At 56.4% G+C, this 15,205-nt stretch carries 12 protein-coding genes; 7 read left to right on the forward strand and 5 right to left on the reverse strand.

The genetic code is table 11. The features are described from left to right. Nucleotides 1-95: 95 nt before the first annotated feature. The 4 genes from ACR0J7_RS14720 to ACR0J7_RS14735 form a co-directional block, all read right to left on the reverse strand. Nucleotides 96-887 (reverse strand): FAD binding domain-containing protein, encoded by a 792-nt coding sequence (locus ACR0J7_RS14720; RefSeq protein ID WP_480484329.1) that lies wholly within the window; start codon nucleotides 885-887, stop codon nucleotides 96-98. Between the two features lie 44 nt (nucleotides 888-931). Continuing rightward, on the reverse strand, nucleotides 932-3,343 hold the full coding sequence (locus ACR0J7_RS14725; RefSeq protein WP_480914743.1) for a xanthine dehydrogenase family protein molybdopterin-binding subunit: 2,412 nt from the start codon (nucleotides 3,341-3,343) through the stop codon (nucleotides 932-934). An 80-nt stretch (nucleotides 3,344-3,423) separates the two neighbouring features. Next, nucleotides 3,424-3,906, reverse strand: a complete 483-nt coding sequence (locus ACR0J7_RS14730) for a (2Fe-2S)-binding protein (RefSeq protein ID WP_209507073.1) — start codon at nucleotides 3,904-3,906, stop codon at nucleotides 3,424-3,426. Nucleotides 3,907-3,934: 28 nt separating this feature from the next. Next, the gene (locus ACR0J7_RS14735; RefSeq protein WP_480914745.1) at nucleotides 3,935-4,483 is read right to left on the reverse strand and encodes an SRPBCC family protein; all 549 of its coding nucleotides are present in this window, start codon (nucleotides 4,481-4,483) and stop codon (nucleotides 3,935-3,937) included. A gap of 180 nt (nucleotides 4,484-4,663) precedes the next feature. On the opposite strand from ACR0J7_RS14735, the gene ACR0J7_RS14740 reads away from it, so the two are divergent. Genes ACR0J7_RS14740 through ACR0J7_RS14750 form a run of 3 tightly spaced genes read left to right on the forward strand, consistent with a single transcriptional unit; the run spans nucleotide 4,664 to nucleotide 8,776 of the window. Next, complete coding sequence (locus ACR0J7_RS14740; RefSeq protein WP_480484332.1) at nucleotides 4,664-5,344, forward strand: response regulator; 681 nt, start codon at nucleotides 4,664-4,666, stop codon at nucleotides 5,342-5,344. 45 nt (nucleotides 5,345-5,389) lie between these two features. Then, a complete protein-coding gene (locus tag ACR0J7_RS14745) occupies nucleotides 5,390-6,559 on the forward strand; it encodes an FIST N-terminal domain-containing protein (protein ID WP_480914746.1) in 1,170 nt (389 codons plus the stop codon). Between the two features lie 3 nt (nucleotides 6,560-6,562). Continuing rightward, nucleotides 6,563-8,776: a hybrid sensor histidine kinase/response regulator gene (locus ACR0J7_RS14750; RefSeq protein ID WP_480774225.1), complete on the forward strand. Its 2,214-nt coding sequence runs from the start codon at nucleotides 6,563-6,565 to the stop codon at nucleotides 8,774-8,776. Nucleotides 8,777-8,800: 24 nt separating this feature from the next. On the opposite strand, the gene ACR0J7_RS14755 is transcribed toward ACR0J7_RS14750, so the two are convergent. Beyond that, nucleotides 8,801-9,745 (reverse strand): LysR family transcriptional regulator, encoded by a 945-nt coding sequence (locus ACR0J7_RS14755; protein ID WP_480774226.1) that lies wholly within the window; start codon nucleotides 9,743-9,745, stop codon nucleotides 8,801-8,803. 129 nt (nucleotides 9,746-9,874) lie between these two features. On the opposite strand from ACR0J7_RS14755, the gene ACR0J7_RS14760 reads away from it, so the two are divergent. From ACR0J7_RS14760 to ACR0J7_RS14775, 4 genes are all read left to right on the forward strand, one after another. Further along, the gene (locus ACR0J7_RS14760) at nucleotides 9,875-10,882 is read left to right on the forward strand and encodes a TAXI family TRAP transporter solute-binding subunit (protein ID WP_480774227.1); all 1,008 of its coding nucleotides are present in this window, start codon (nucleotides 9,875-9,877) and stop codon (nucleotides 10,880-10,882) included. Nucleotides 10,883-10,962: 80 nt separating this feature from the next. Further along, complete coding sequence (locus tag ACR0J7_RS14765; RefSeq protein ID WP_480774228.1) at nucleotides 10,963-13,176, forward strand: TRAP transporter permease; 2,214 nt, start codon at nucleotides 10,963-10,965, stop codon at nucleotides 13,174-13,176. Nucleotide 13,177: 1 nt separating this feature from the next. After that, entirely contained in the window at nucleotides 13,178-14,416 is a 1,239-nt protein-coding gene (locus tag ACR0J7_RS14770; RefSeq protein WP_480774229.1) for an NAD(P)/FAD-dependent oxidoreductase, read from the forward strand. A 38-nt stretch (nucleotides 14,417-14,454) separates the two neighbouring features. Continuing rightward, the gene (locus tag ACR0J7_RS14775; RefSeq protein WP_480484339.1) at nucleotides 14,455-15,195 is read left to right on the forward strand and encodes an aspartate/glutamate racemase family protein; all 741 of its coding nucleotides are present in this window, start codon (nucleotides 14,455-14,457) and stop codon (nucleotides 15,193-15,195) included. Nucleotides 15,196-15,205: the final 10 nt, after the last annotated feature.

Here is a 15,205-nt window from a genome sequence, read left to right on the forward strand (position 1 = left end):
CTGGCCAGCCCGACCTTGGTGAGACACCCAAACCATATCTCAACGAAAAAGCCCCGGTAAAAACCGGGACTTTTGAGCATCTTGTCGTGAAATGCCTACATGCAGGCTTCAACGGCGCGTTTGGTCATGACCGACACAAGATGCGCCCGGTATTCCTTGCTGCCATGTAAATCAGCGATCATGTTGGCGGGGTTAATCCGAAGGTCCATCAAGGCGTCCGGGCGAAACTCCTTGTTCAGCGCCTGCTCGGCTTCGCTCCAACGGAAGACGCCATCCTCACTTGCCCCGGTCACCGCCACGCGCACGCCGTCCGTGAAACGGGCCAAATATACCCCAACAAGTGCAAACCGCGATGCTGGTTGCAGGAATTTTTGATAGCTTGCCGCCTGCGGAACCGGAAAGCGGATCGAGGTGATGATCTCTCCTTCATCCAGGGCTGTGGTGAACATGCCTTGAAAAAAGTCATCTGCCGCAATTTGACGCGCGTTGGTCACCACGGTTGCGCCCGATCCCAGCACACCCGCCGGATAACAGGCAGCCGGGTCATTGTTCGCAACCGAACCACCGATGGTTCCACGATTGCGCACTGCCGGGTCGCCAATTTGTCCAGCCAATGCCGCCAGCGCGGGATAAGATCCTGCAGCGTCGCGAGCAACGACAGCGTGAGGTGTTGCACCCCCAACAGAGACTGAGCCGTCATCATCAACGCAGACGCCTTGCATCTCGGCAATGCCGCTCACCGACACCAGTTTGGACGGTGCCGCCAACCGTTGCTTCAATGTCGGGATCAGCGTTTGTCCGCCTCCCAACGCCTGCGCATCCTCTGCTGCCAATGCTGCAACCGCGTCAGCAATGGTCGAGGGCTTCTCAAACTCGAAATTGTACATTTCGTTCTTCCTTTCCGAAAGGCGCTGATCCGCCCTTCATCTGGCTATAAATATCCCGGGGAGCGGGAGGGGGTGGGCCCTCGCACCCCAACCCCTCCACCATGCCTCGCCCTCCCAACGCGTGACGGGCTCATCGGCATGTCGATATGATCAACAGCCCTTCCACCCGAGTTCAACGCATCCAGCACCGCGTTGACCACCGCAGGCGGTGAGCCGATCGCTCCGGCCTCGCCGCAACCCTTCACGCCCAGCGGATTGTGCGTACAGGGCGTCTGGCTGGAATGATCCACGCCGTAGAACGGGACGTCATCAGCGCGTGGCATCGCGTAATCCATGAAGGACGCGCTCAGCAATTGGCCGTTCTCATCATAGGCACAGTTCTCCAGCAAGGCCTGACCGATGCCCTGGCCGATACCGCCATGCACTTGTCCGTCAACGATCATTGGATTGACGATATTGCCAAAGTCATCCGCAGCCGTGAACTTCTCGATACTGACCTGACCTGTGTCTGGATCAACCTCGACCTCACAGGCATAAGCCCCTGCCGGGAAAGTAAAGTTGGCCGGGTCATAGAACGCGGTTTCCTCCAGTCCAGGTTCAACTTCCAGCGGATAGTTGTGCGGGACATAAGCCGTGAGGGTCACATCTCCCCAAGCTACAGACTTGTCGGTCCCCGCAACGCTGAACTGACCGTCCTTAAGTTCGATATCCGCCTCGGACGCTTCCAGCAAATGGGCTGCGATCTTTTTGGCCTTGTCGATCACCTTTTCGGTGGCCTTGACCATAGCCGAGCCGCAAACCGCCAGCGAGCGTGAGCCATAGGTGCCCATGCCAAACGGGATCTTCGAGGTATCCCCGTGCACAATCTCGACCATCGACTCATCGATACCGATCATGTCGGCCACGACCTGCGGGAAGGCTGTTTCATGGCCTTGCCCGTGGCTGTGTGCGCCAACCATCACACTGATCGAACCGGTGGCGTTCACCCGGACAGTTGCCGCATCATAAAGACCCGCCCGGGCCCCCAACATGCCAACGATATTCGAGGGTGCGATGCCGCAGGCCTCGATATAGCAGTTGACGCCGAGACCGCGCAGCTTGCCTTTGGCCTCACTCTGCGCGCGTCGTGCGGCAAAGCCCGCAAGATCAGCAGCGGCCTCCAGCTTGTCCATGGTCCCGTTATAATCCCCGGTGTCGTAAGTCAGCGCCACCGGCGTGTCATAGGGGAACTGCGTGACAAAGTTCTGGCGACGCAGGGCGATCGGATCGACACCCAGCTCGCGCGCGGCCTTGTCTATAACGCGCTCCAGCTGGAAGGTTGCTTCGGGTCGACCAGCACCGCGATAGGCATCCACGGGCACCGTATTTGTGAACATCGCTTTCACATTCACCTGAATGACCGGGGTCTTATAGTTGCCAGCCATCAGCGTCCCGTGCAGCCATGTCGGAACCGAGCTGGAGAAAGTCGACAGGTAAGCGCCCAGATTGGCATAGGTGTTGGTCCGCAGGCCGATGAAGTTGTTATCCGCATCCAGAGCCAGCTCAATCGTGCTGACATGGTCACGACCCTGCGCATCCGACATGAACGCCTCGGACCGGCTGGCCGTCCACTTGACGGGGCGGTTGCAGGCCTTGGCGGCAAAGGTGCAGAACGCTTCTTCTGCGTAATGGAAAATCTTGGTGCCAAAACCACCCCCCACATCCGGGGCTACGACGCGGACTTTATGTTCCGGCAGACCCAGAACGAACGCGCACATCAACAAGCGGATGACATGCGGGTTCTGCGACGTGGTGTAGAGCGTATATTCATCCGTGCCCCGGCTGTACTCGGCCACAGCCACGCGCGGCTCCATCGGGTTGGCGACCAGCCGGTTGTTCACCAGATCCAAAGTGGTGACATGCGCCGCATTGGCAAAGACGTTATTCACCTTGGCGTCGTCGGCCTCACCCAGCTGCCAGTCATAGCAGATGTTGTTTTTCAGATCGTCATGAACCAGCGTCGCGCCCTCCTGCGCGGCGGATTTCATGTCGATCACGGCGGGCAGTTCCTCGATATCCAGATCAATAGCCTCGGCCGCGTCACGGGCCTGTTCCAGGCTGTCAGCCACCACGGCAGCGATCGGATCACCCACGTGGCGCACCTTGCCCTGTGCCAGAATTGGGTGTGGTGGTTCCTGCATCGGCGCGCCGTGCTTGTCGGTCACTTCCCACCCACAGGGCATTCCGCCCACGCCTTCAAAGTCTTTGCCGGTGAATACTCTGACCACACCGGGCATACCTTCGGCGGTTGATGTATCTACAGAATTGATCCGACCATGCGCGATGTCGGACCGCAGGAAATATACGTAAGCCTGACCACGTACGTTGATGTCGTCGGTATAGTTGCCTGCTCCGGTCAGAAAGCGGACGTCCTCGCGCCGCTTGGAACTGGCTCCGATGCCACTGTCTTTGGGCATTGCTTGTTCTCCTCCCATAAACGGATGCTGCTGCACCCTTCACTTGTCCCACGGGCGCAATGTTTACGCCCGCAGCGGCATCATTCCGCAGCGATACTGCCGACGTCCTGGCCTGAGGCGGCCATGATCGCCTTGACGATATTGTGGTACCCGGTGCAGCGGCACAGGTTGCCTTCCAGGTACTTTCGGATTTCGGCCTCAGATGGGCGTGGGTTGTCTTTCAGCAGCGCTGCGGCGCTCATCACCATACCCGGTGTACAGAACCCGCATTGAAGGCCGTGATGATCCTGAAAGGCTTGCTGGATCACGTTCAGCGAACCGTCCGCATTTGCCTGACCTTCGATGGTGCCAACGTCAGCACCGTCGGCTTCGACCGCCAGCATATTGCACGACTTCACGGCCTGACCGTTCACATGTACAACGCAGGCGCCGCACTGGGCCGTATCACAGCCGACATGCGTGCCCGTCAATGACAGTTGCTCGCGCAGAAAGCCGGACAGTAACGTCCGGCCCTCAACCTCGCCGCTAACGGCCTTGCCGTTCACGGTCATGGAAATTTTCATGACTTTCTCCTCCCTGAATTCCAACGGTTCAACCGCCCAATATGCGCTTGAACCAACCTTTTTTTGCTTCGCCGCCTTCACCCTCGGCAGAAGGTTCAGCTTGAACCTGATCCGAGGTTTCCGGATCGGGTGTTTTTTCGGGTTCGACCGCGTTCTGAAAATTTTCAAAGAACCGGTCGGCCATTTTTCTGGCGACGCCATCGATGACCCGGCTGCCCAGCTGGGCCAGCTTGCCACCGACACGTGCGTCGACGGTATAGGTCAGCAGAGTACCTTCGGGCACATCAGACAAACTGACATCGGCCGCACCCTTGGCAAAACCAGCAGCCCCACCCTTACCTTCACCCGAGAGCTTCACGCTTTCAAGCGTTACGATATCAGAAAGGGTAACGGCCCCTTTGAAGGTCGCTTTTACGGGGCCGACTTTCTGCACCACCGTCGCTTCGAATCCGTCATCGACCGAGCCCGTCATTTCCTGACATCCCGGAACGCATTCTTTCAGAACCTCAGCCGACAAAAGCGCGTCCCAGACCTTGGATCGCGGCGCGGCAATGACGCGGCTGTCACTAAGCTCCATTTCTCTTCTCCAGGTGTTTTTTCTTACGCTACGTGGTGTTTTTCGCCCTGCCTATTAGACCTTGGGTGTAGGTGTCGCCGAGCCGATCTTATGTACGACTTTGGGCCAGTAGGCGCAGATTACTTTCGTTGTTAGGATTGGGTAAGCTGGGGACAACCTGATTGAAAAAGGCAATACCAAATGCTTGCTGACTCCGTTGTAAGGTCTGGCTTCGAGAAAGTGCTGATCGTCGATGACCACCCCCTGTTTTGCGACGCGCTGTCGATGACCTTGCAAAGCGTGGCGCAGATCGGCGAAATCCATACCGCAGACCGATTGGAAGGCGCGATGGAACTTCTGTCAGGGGGGCTGAAACCGGACGCGGTCATGCTGGACCTCAACCTGCCGGATGTGGAAGGGCTGGACGGCCTTGTCCGTCTGAAGGCTGCTGCGAATGCCCCGGTTATTGTGGTGTCCTCGATGACGGATAATCGCGTTGTCAGTCAGGTGATTCAGGCGGGCGCATCGGGTTATGTGCCCAAGCATAGCCAACGCGATGTGTTTCGCCTGGCATTCGAGACAGTGCATTCCGGCAAAGTTTTCGTGCCCGAAGGGTGCGTTCTGATCAATGTCGAAGAGGATGAACACGCCGACGCGGTCAATCGGCTTGCGACGCTGACAAATCAGCAGGCCCGCATTCTGCAACTGATCTGTGAGGGCAAGCTGAACAAACAGATTGCCTATGACCTGTCCATTGCGGAACCCACGGTCAAAGCGCATGTCACGGCAATCATGCGGAAACTGGGTGTGCAAAGCCGGACGCAAGCCGTTCTGATTGCAAAGAAAGCGTCGTTTGCCAGCGTCTTGCAAGACCAAGGCTAAGCGTCATACTCTCACCACATCGTCGCGCTTTAGGGAGGAGGCTCGATGGACCAAGCAGTCGGGTGGGCGACAGCCCGGACCGGTGCAACAGGCATCGTCAAAACGGCTTTCGTGCGTTACGACACCGGGCAGGCGCTTGGGGTGCTCGAACGTCAATTCGGAGCTGAACCACTTGCGCTGGTGATATTGTTTGTTAGTCCGAACGCGGACGCGGCTGCGGTCATTGCCAAAGCCGAGCAGGTGTTTGCGCCTACGCCGGTGGTTGGCTGCACCACCGCCGGAGAACTTGCGGACAGCGGTTATTGCGAAGACCAGATCGTCGCAATCGGCCTTCCGCAATCCCATTTCGACACGCGTACGGTCCTGGTTTCCGATCTGAACGATTTTGAGGCGGAATGCATCATCAACGAGATGATCCACAACCGAAATGCCATGATGGTCACGGCGCCCGACTGGAGCCATGAATTTACATTCCTGATGATCGACGGATTGTCGACCAAAGAGGATGCGTTGACCTCCGAGTTGGCCGTCGGTTTGGGGCCGGTGCCATTGTTTGGCGGATCGGCCGGTGATGGAACCCGGTTCCGGCGTACCTATGTGCTGCATCAGGGCAAGGCGCTGAGCAATGCTGCCATACTGACTCAGGTTCGTACGCGGTGCCCGATCAAGGTGTTCAAAACCGATCATCTGGTACCAACGACCCGGCGTATGGTCGTAACCAAGGCGGATCCGGCAAAGCGCATCGTTCAGGAGATCAACGCTGAGCCCGCCGCCCGCGAATACGCCCGTATCCTTGGCAAGGATCCGGAACAACTGACGACATTCACCTTTGCGGCGCACCCCGTTGTTGTACAGATTGGCGGGCAGCATCACGTCCGCGCCATTCAGCAGGTGGCGGGCAACGGGGACCTCGTCTTTTTCTCGGCCATTGATGAAGGGCTTGTGCTGACGCTGGCCGAACCAAGGGACATGGTCGAGCACCTTGAGGAAGAAATCGGCCTTCTGACCGAGAAACGGCAACCCGACACCATTCTGGGCTGTGATTGCATTCTCCGCCGACTGGAAGCGCAGGAAAAGCAAAAGACCCGCGAAATCTCGGACATTCTGGCCCGCAACCACGTTGTCGGATTCTCAACTTACGGAGAGCAGTACAACTCAATCCATGTGAACCAAACTCTGACGGGTGTTGCGATTTATCCACCCGAGAAAGAGTAACGTATGATCGAGCATCTTACAGATCCCACGGACTCGGTTGACCGCCAGAACGAGAAACTTCGCAAGATTGCCGAAGCGCTAATGCGCCGGGTAGAAGAATCCACCGATGCGTCAGGCGCAGCTTATGCGCAATTTCAGCGCGCGGCCGTGCTTGAACAAGAGGTCCGCGCCCGGACGAATGATCTGGAACGTGCCCTTGAATTGCTGAACGATTCCAATGCCAGACTGGCACAGGCGAACAAGGACACAGAAGCCGCACGCGCTGACCTGGCCAATGCAATCGAAACGGTGCAGGAGGGGTTCGCCCTTTTCAATCGCGACGAAAAACTGGTGCTGTGCAACAGCCGCTTTGGTCTGCATATGCCTGACATTCAGGAGCGGCTGAGCCCGGGGCTGAGCTTTGCCGAATATGTTGAACTGGTCAGCCGATCCGGGTTTCTGTCCCTGCCTGAAACGATGACACCGACAGACTGGGCCAAAAGCCGTTTGGACCGGCATACGGACGATCATGTGGTGTTCAACGTCCGGCTTGTTGGCAATCGGTGGTCGCAAGTATCCGAACACCGCACGCCGGATGGCGGCACTGTTATCCTGCAAACCGATGTGACCGATATCATGCGGATCGAACGGCAGGAGCGTGACCGGATACTGGATGACAAGGCCAGGCTGATCCGCGCGACGCTGGAACATATCGAACAGGGCGTTTGCATTTTTGACAACAAACACCGTCTGATCGGGTGGAACAACCGCGCCAGCGAGTTGCTGGCCATTCCGATCGCACAGTTTCAGATGGGGACCCGGTTTGAATCGCTGTCCAATCGCCTTGGCACGAATATCAAGTTCCAGAAGGGGGTAACGGAAGCCGATCTGCTGGATTGGGTGACGCGGCAAACTTATCGCCGTCCTCTGCAATTTCAGATGCACCGCGGAAGGTCAAAAATTCTTTCGGTGTTTGCGCAGGAGATGCCGGACCGGGGCTTTGTGATATCCTTCACCGATGTAACCGCAGAACGAAAGTCCGCTCAGGCCTTATACGAAGCCAAAGAGCTGTTGGAACAACGCGTAACATCTCGCACAATGGAACTGGCTGACGCGTTGAACGAGGCCGAGCGTGCAAATGCATCCAAGTCGCGATTCGTGGCAGCTGCCAGTCACGACCTGTTGCAACCTCTTTCCGCGGCAAAGCTTTATGTTGCATCGCTGGGCAGCGGCCTGGATAAAGACGACGCAAAGACCGTTGCAGGCAAGGCTGAAAGTGCGCTGAACAGCGTTGAACACATTCTGGAAGCGCTGCTGGATATCTCGAAGCTGGATTCAGGACGGGCCACCGCGCATTTGTCGACCATATCTGTGAGCACGCTGTTTTCGCAGATGGAAGACGCATTTCGCCCGGTGGCGCAGGCAAAAGGGCTTGAGCTCTCATTTGTTGACACGAACGCGCGTGTGACCAGCGACGCCAGCTATTTGCGTCGGATTTTGCAGAACCTGCTGTCGAACGCGATCAGATATACCGAGACCGGAAAGGTTCTGGTCGGTGTGCGGCGTCGCAAAGGCGCAATTGCCTTGCAAGTCTGGGATACAGGTATCGGTATCGCGTCAGACCAAAGAGACATCGTCTTTCAGGAATTTCAGCGCCTGCATTCTGATGCCAGCGCCGCAGAGGGTATGGGATTGGGCCTTGCAATCGTGGAGCGCGCCTGTGGGCTGTTGCAACATCCAATCCAGCTGTTTTCCGAAGTAGGCAAAGGCACTGGATTCTCGGTCGAAGTGCCGTTGGCGCAGGAAGAGCAGACCACATCCAGCAGCGCCCCTGCGGCCCACGATCCGGGCTCCAAGGTACTTGGTAACACGGTCGTATTGTTGATTGAGAATGATGAAAACCTTCGTAGCGCACTGACCATGACCATCGAATCCTGGGGGGTCGAGGTTTTGGAGAGCGAAAGCGAAGACGAAGCAATCAATCTTCTTCGTGAAATTGACATTCTGCCCGATGCAATAGTTGCCGATTTTCAGTTGAATCACGATAGAACCGGTGTCGACGCGATACATGCCCTGACGAACGAGTTTGGACCTCTGCCCGGCTGCGTTATTTCGGCCAACCGATCATCTGAACTGGCCAGGCGCTGCAAGCGCGCCAATCTGCCTTTGCTCTACAAACCGCTTGATGCGCAACTTTTGCGGTCAACGCTGGAGTCATCAATTGAACAACGCAACTGAGCAGCACTGGAAACGTGTATGTTTTCAGGCGATTTCTGTCTGTGGGTTGGCACCTGTTCGATGCAGCATCGACAAAACCTCAGCCTTCCAGCCGGCTTTGATCTGCAACGCTAGCTGGGACGGAGGCCGGTGGTTCGGTGACAGGATCGCATATTCATACCTCAACGGTTCACTGAAGGGCAAAAACACGACACGGTCGTTTGAAATGTTCAACTCCCGCTCGGTAACGACTGTCAACGGATCGACAATCGTGCAGCATTGGCCCGATCCGACAAAAGGGATAAGCGGCAGAAAATATTGGCAGGTCACGGTTGGCGTATAATTCGCCGAGACCATCTGAAACGCTTGTCGCACTTTTTCCTGAAACGGATGCGTGTCATGCAGCCCGCCCATCGGAACTCCGTCAAGATCGGATATCGTAACGGCGCTTTCTTTCGCCAGAGGGTTGTCTCTGTCCAGCGCGCAAAAACAGTCGCCGCTTATGATCTCGGCTGAGAACTGTGGTTGCTTACCTGTCGGATGCTCAAAATCCGCAAACCCGAAATCGATGTTCTGAGTACCCGCCAGTTCCATAATCTGCGGAGAGCTGCGGGTTGAAAGTGTAATTTGTATATCGGGGTTTCCACCAACTGAACGGCTGATGAAATTCGGAAAGGCAAAAGTGGAAGGGCCTGGCATCGCTGCAATATTCAAGCTACCGGAACTCCCTTTCAGAAGCCCGTGCATCGTATTGGAAATCGTAGATAATCTGTCCAGAATACCAGTGGTTTCTGACAATAGGTAGTGCGCTTCCGGTACTGGAATCAAACGGCGCCCTCTTCGTTCGAACAGGATCAGCCCCAAACTTTTTTCTAGGTTCTTGAGCGCAAGGCTGATGGCCGGCTGTGTCCGGTTCAGCTTTTTTGCGGTTTGAGAGATAGAGCCGCTTTCCATCACCTCACGAAAAACAGTCAATTGAGTAAGGTTCATTCCACATCCATAAGCCAAACTTCAGTTTAGTTAAATATAACAAATTTGTATTTATGGTAAATCTCCATAGGCTGATTGGATCAGAGTTCGGACAAACCGAATCCAATGATCCAAAACTGGGAGCTTACGATGAGACTGATGAAATGCCTGACAGGTCTGGCTTTGGCAGGCGCTATGGCCGCGCCTGCACTTGCACAGGACCCAACTTTTTTCCGTATTGGCACCGGTGGTGCAGGCGGCACTTATTTTCCGATTGGCGGAACTATCGCAAATGGGATCTCGGCCCCTCCGGGCTCGCGCCCCTGCGAAGAGGGTGGTCAGTGCGGCGTACCCGGCCTGATCGCGATTGCACAATCAACAACTGCGTCAGTCTTTAACAACGCGGCAGTGGAGAATGGCGAGCTTGAGGCCGGTCTGGCCGCCGCTGATGTCACCCGTTCGATGTATCTGGGCGAAGGCAAGTTCGAAGGCAAGCCGCATCCCAAGCTGCGCATTGTAGCAAACCTGTTCCCAGAGGATCTGCATCTGGTTCTGCCCGCAGGTCAGACCATTGGTGACCTGAGCGATCTCAAAGGCAAGCGCGTGGGTATCGCACAGGCGGGTTCAGGCACACAGGTGGCCGTGCTGCAGATGTTGGATGCATGGGGCGTAAACCGCGATAACATGGACGAAGCAGAGCTGAACAACAGTCAGAGCGCCGAGCGTCTGGCCGATGGGCAGCTGGACGCGTATTTCTACGCAGCTGGCTGGCCGGTCGCCGCTATGGTGCAGTTGTCATCGACAAAAGGCATGAACCTGCACTCGTTCAGTGACGAAGACCTTGCCAAGATTAACGAGATCATTCCGGCCTATATCCCTTCCGCCATACCGGGCGGTGTGTATGAAGGGATTGACTCCGAAACCAAGACCCCAGCGGTCAGCGCTATGCTGGTTGTGTCGTCGGATCTGTCCGAAGAACTGGTCTATCAGCTGACCAAAGCACTGTGGAACGACAACACCCGAAAACTGCTGGACAACGGCCACGCCAAAGGCAAGCAGATCACAGCTGACACAGCTTTGGACGGGGTCGAAGCACTGGGTGTCCCGCTGCATCCTGGTGCAGAGAAGTTCTATAAAGAAGCAGGCCTTCTGCAGTAATCGAACCTCATTGAAGCCTGTCGTCGGTGCCCCTGTGCGGGGCACCGCACTCTCCTTACACGCGCAATCAGAGGGCCATCATGTCCGAGACCGAAACACGCGATGACCACGACCTGACAGCCGAAGAACTGGCAGCCATCGAAGAACAGTTCGACGAAGGCGCCGCAGTACGTCAGGTTACACCGAACACGGCCAAGGTTCTGCGGGTTGTTGCCCTGTTATTCGCGTCCTATGAATTCTTCACCGCAGGTTTCGGCTTGCCGGCGGACCACTGGCACATGGGCATTTATCTGGCCCTGTTATTCATACTGGTTTACGCGACCATTCCGATTGTCGGGGCCAAAAACCTATATGCGCTCAAAATCAGCAGGTTTCGTATCGGGAACGTCCCGCTTTATGACCTGGTATTCATGGCATTTGGCATCGTTGCGGCGCTTTACGTTGGATTTGCCTGGCGCGGTATTCCCTTTCTCGGGATCGAGGAACAGACTTTTCGTATGGGTAATCCCAACAATTACGATGTCTTTCTTGGCGTGGTTATCATTCTGCTGGTACTTGACATCGCCCGTCGCACGCTGGGTTGGGTGCTGCCGCTGATTATCTGCGTATTCATCTCTTACGCTCTGCTTGGTCCTTATTTTCCCGGTTTGTTGCAGCATCCCGGTGTAAATTTCAAAACCTTCGTGTCGTCGATGTACTTTCCGCAGGAAGGCATCTATGGCGTCACGCTTTGGGTCGTTTCGACCATAGTCTTCCATTTCGTTTTGTTTGGTGTGATCGCGCAGCGCACCGGGTTGGGACAGTTGTTTATCGACAATGCCACCATTCTGGCGGGTCGCTATACAGGTGGCCCGGCCAAGGTGTCGGTCGTTTCATCGGCATTCTTTGGAACGATCTCGGGGTCTTCGGTCGCCAACACGGTTTCAACCGGAGCGCTAACCATCCCGAACATGAAACGCCTGGGTTATCCGGGCCATTTCGCGGGCGGGGTCGAGGCCGCTTCCTCGGCGGGCGGCCAGATCACCCCGCCCATCATGGGAGCCGCGGCCTTTATCATGGCCGAGTTCCTGGAGGTGCCTTACACCACTATTGTCATTGCCGCGATCTTCCCGGCGCTTCTTCACTACGTCGGTGTCTTTGCAGTTGTGCATCTGATGGCGCGCAAGCTGAACCTGAAGGGTCTGACGAAAGAGCAATTACCGCAGCTTAAAGCTGTCTGGGCTGAAGGTTGGGCCAATATCGTGCCCCTGATTGGCCTGCTGGTGGTGCTGTTTACCGGTTACACGCCATTCATGTCGGCCTTCTGCGGCATATCGCTGGCGGTGATCGCGGGTATGTCGCGTATCAAGCAGCCACCAACGCTGATTTACGCGGCGGCGTTTCTGGCCTTTGTGTTGTGGAAATTCTCGGATGGCGGGTTCGACCTGACAATGACCGCGATACTCTGCGCGCTGTCTGTGACAGCCACACTGAACCCACAAAAACGTATCGAAGTACCCGAGATGCTGGCTGCTGTCGAACTGGGCGTAAAATACTCGCTGGCGGTGGGTGCCGCTGCCGCCGCTGTCGGTATTGTTGTGGGTGTGATCAACACCACCGGTATCGGCTTTCGTATCGGATTTATGGTCACGCAAGGGGCAGGCAATCTGGCGACGGATCTTTATAATATGATCTCGTTCGGCAGCTTCCAGCTGTTTGCAATTGAAGACCTGCAACTGTTCATCTCCCTGATCTTCATCGCTGTCGTCTGCATTTTGATGGGGGCGGGTATTCCGACCACCGCGCTTTACATCATGCTGGTTTCTGTCGCGCAGCCCGCGCTGGCCCAGTTGGGTGTTCCGCCCATCGCAAGCCACCTGTTCGTGCTTTACTACGGTGTGGTATCCGAAATTACACCTCCGGTCTGTACCTCGGCTTATGCGGCAGCTGCGATCGCCAACTCAAATCCGTTCCGCACCGGGCTGTCCGCGTTTACGCTCGGGTTGGGCAAGGTGATAGCGCCGATGGCATTCGTCTATGCGCCGGTTTTGTTGTTCGTGTCCTCCACAGGGTTTGATTTTTGGGAATTCACATATACTGCGGCAAGCTGCATAGCGGGGGTCATCGCTCTGTCCGCGGCGGTCGTCGGCTATTGGCTGCAACCGCTCAACGTATTTTCTCGTATTCTGATGGCCTTTGCCGGGATCATCTTCGTGGCACCCACGTTAACGGCTGACCTGATCGCGCTGGCAGTGGCGTCACCCGTGATCGTTGCGCAGTTGATCGCCCGTACCCGAACTCAAGCAACGGCCTGACATGTCTGAACGTGTTACCATAATTGGCGCCGGGATCGTCGGCATCTGCTGCGCGCTGTCATTGCAGGAACGTGGCAAAACCGTGCGGTTGATTGACCGGGGAGAGCCCGGGCAGGAGACCTCATTCGGTAATGCCGGTGTCGTCTCGCCATGGTCAGTGATCCCCCAAGCGGTTCCCGGTATCTGGAAGGCAATCCCCCGGATGCTGCTGGACCCCAAAAGCGCCCTGTCCGTCAGGGCCTCGTTCTGGCCGAGGATGGTCCCTTGGGGCATGAGGTTTTTGAGGGCATCTGATGAACGATCGGTCCGCCGAATCTCGGATGCGATGGAGCTTCTTTGCAGACCGTCGATAGAGTTGTATCGACGTCACTTGCAGAACACTGGTTATGAAGACCTGATTGTCGATTCCAACTACATCCATGCTTTCCGCCACCCGAATCAAGCTGACCTGAAGGCGCTGGGATATCTGATCCGACAGGAGAAAGGTGGGCAACTCGAGAGGATCGACGGCCCAGAGTTGCGCCGAATTGAACCCGCTCTATCCGAGGATTTCGAAGCAGCGATCCTTATCAAAGGTCAGGCACGGATTACATCACCCGGTCAGGTTGGCGCGGTTCTGGCAGAAAAAGCGCGCCAACAAGGCGCTGAGTTTATTCGGGCCGAAGTTCGAAAACTGAACCGTACCGACGAGGGGCGGTGGCACCTGACAACCCAGACCGATACGCTTCAGGCTGATACAGTCATATTGGCTGCAGGTGTGTGGTCTGCCGAGCTTTTGAAACCTTTGGGTCTGTCTGTGCCGCTGGCTGCTGAACGCGGGTACCATGTTCAGTTCCCCGCACCTTTGGCGAGCCTTCAGAATTCGGTCATGGATGTGGATGCCAAAGTGGTTGCCAGTTCGATGCAGGGCGGGCTGCGTGTGGCAGGCACCGCCGAGTTTGCGCGTGTAGATGCCCCGCCCGATCCACGAAAACAGGCGTTACTGACGCGACAAGCCAAGGCAATGATACCGGATCTTAATACCGCCGACACGCAATTCTGGATGGGGCGCCGCCCATCGTTTCCAGACAGCTTGCCTGCCATCGGGCCGATTGACGGACATCAGGGGTTGTTCAGCGCTTTCGGTCATTCCCACTATGGCCTGATGATGGCGCCTAAAACCGGAGAGCTTGTGGCCGATCTGGTAGCTGGACAGCGTCTGAACATCAGTCTGGACCCATTTGCCTTGTCGCGGTTTTGAAACACGCGAAGCGACTTCTCGAGAAGGATCACAACGTCATGCCGATCTACCCAGGTGGACAGAATATCTGCGGGGCATCCATCGGGGTTTTGTGCCTGGAAAGCTATTTCCCCAAACCTCCGGGCCATATCAAAAACCCATCGAGTCTTCCGTTCCCGGTGCTGTATGAGATGATTGAAGGCGTCACAGTACCAAAGCTGCTGAACAACCCGACACCAGAGTTGCTGGAGCCCTTCATCAAAGGCGCGCAGAGGCTTGAATCCGAAGGTGTGCGGGCCATCACTGGCAGTTGCGGGTTTCTTGCATTGTTCCAGAAAGAGCTGGCCGAAGCCGTGTCCGTGCCCGTTTTTGCCTCAAGCCTGATTCAGGTGCCGCTGGCTTATTACATGACCGGTGCCAGTGCACCGGTAGGAGTGATAACCGCCGATTCCTCGGCGCTGACGCAACGCCATTTCGATGGAGTTGGGGCAGGGGATATCCCCGTAGCTGTGCAGGGTCTTGAGAACACGACCGAGTTCGCCGAAGTCATCCTGCGCAATACGCGCACCCGAATGGATACCGATCTGATTGAGGCTGAAGTTCTGAATGCTGTACGCAAACTGAAACGCGATACACCGGAAATCCGTTCGCTGGTACTGGAATGCACCGATCTACCGCCTTACGCGGCCTCAATTCAGAAGGAATTGAGCCTGCCGGTTTATGATCTGGTGACCTTGGCACATATGGCCCATTCGGTAAGCACGCGTAGCCCGTATCGCGGACTTATGCCGTGGGTTTGATGTGGACACT

Source organism: Ruegeria sp. O4, assembly GCF_056535125.1.

Coding starts and splice junctions, on each gene's coding strand:
- ACR0J7_RS14720 (WP_480484329.1), bottom strand. CDS start 887: ATGTACAATTTCGAGTTTGAGAAGCCCTCGACCATTGCTGACGCGGTT.
- ACR0J7_RS14725 (WP_480914743.1), bottom strand. CDS start 3,343: ATGCCCAAAGACAGTGGCATCGGAGCCAGTTCCAAGCGGCGCGAGGAC.
- ACR0J7_RS14730 (WP_209507073.1), bottom strand. CDS start 3,906: ATGAAAATTTCCATGACCGTGAACGGCAAGGCCGTTAGCGGCGAGGTT.
- ACR0J7_RS14735 (WP_480914745.1), bottom strand. CDS start 4,483: ATGGAGCTTAGTGACAGCCGCGTCATTGCCGCGCCGCGATCCAAGGTC.
- ACR0J7_RS14740 (WP_480484332.1), top strand. CDS start 4,664: ATGCTTGCTGACTCCGTTGTAAGGTCTGGCTTCGAGAAAGTGCTGATC.
- ACR0J7_RS14745 (WP_480914746.1), top strand. CDS start 5,390: ATGGACCAAGCAGTCGGGTGGGCGACAGCCCGGACCGGTGCAACAGGC.
- ACR0J7_RS14750 (WP_480774225.1), top strand. CDS start 6,563: ATGATCGAGCATCTTACAGATCCCACGGACTCGGTTGACCGCCAGAAC.
- ACR0J7_RS14755 (WP_480774226.1), bottom strand. CDS start 9,745: ATGAACCTTACTCAATTGACTGTTTTTCGTGAGGTGATGGAAAGCGGC.
- ACR0J7_RS14760 (WP_480774227.1), top strand. CDS start 9,875: ATGAGACTGATGAAATGCCTGACAGGTCTGGCTTTGGCAGGCGCTATG.
- ACR0J7_RS14765 (WP_480774228.1), top strand. CDS start 10,963: ATGTCCGAGACCGAAACACGCGATGACCACGACCTGACAGCCGAAGAA.
- ACR0J7_RS14770 (WP_480774229.1), top strand. CDS start 13,178: ATGTCTGAACGTGTTACCATAATTGGCGCCGGGATCGTCGGCATCTGC.
- ACR0J7_RS14775 (WP_480484339.1), top strand. CDS start 14,455: ATGCCGATCTACCCAGGTGGACAGAATATCTGCGGGGCATCCATCGGG.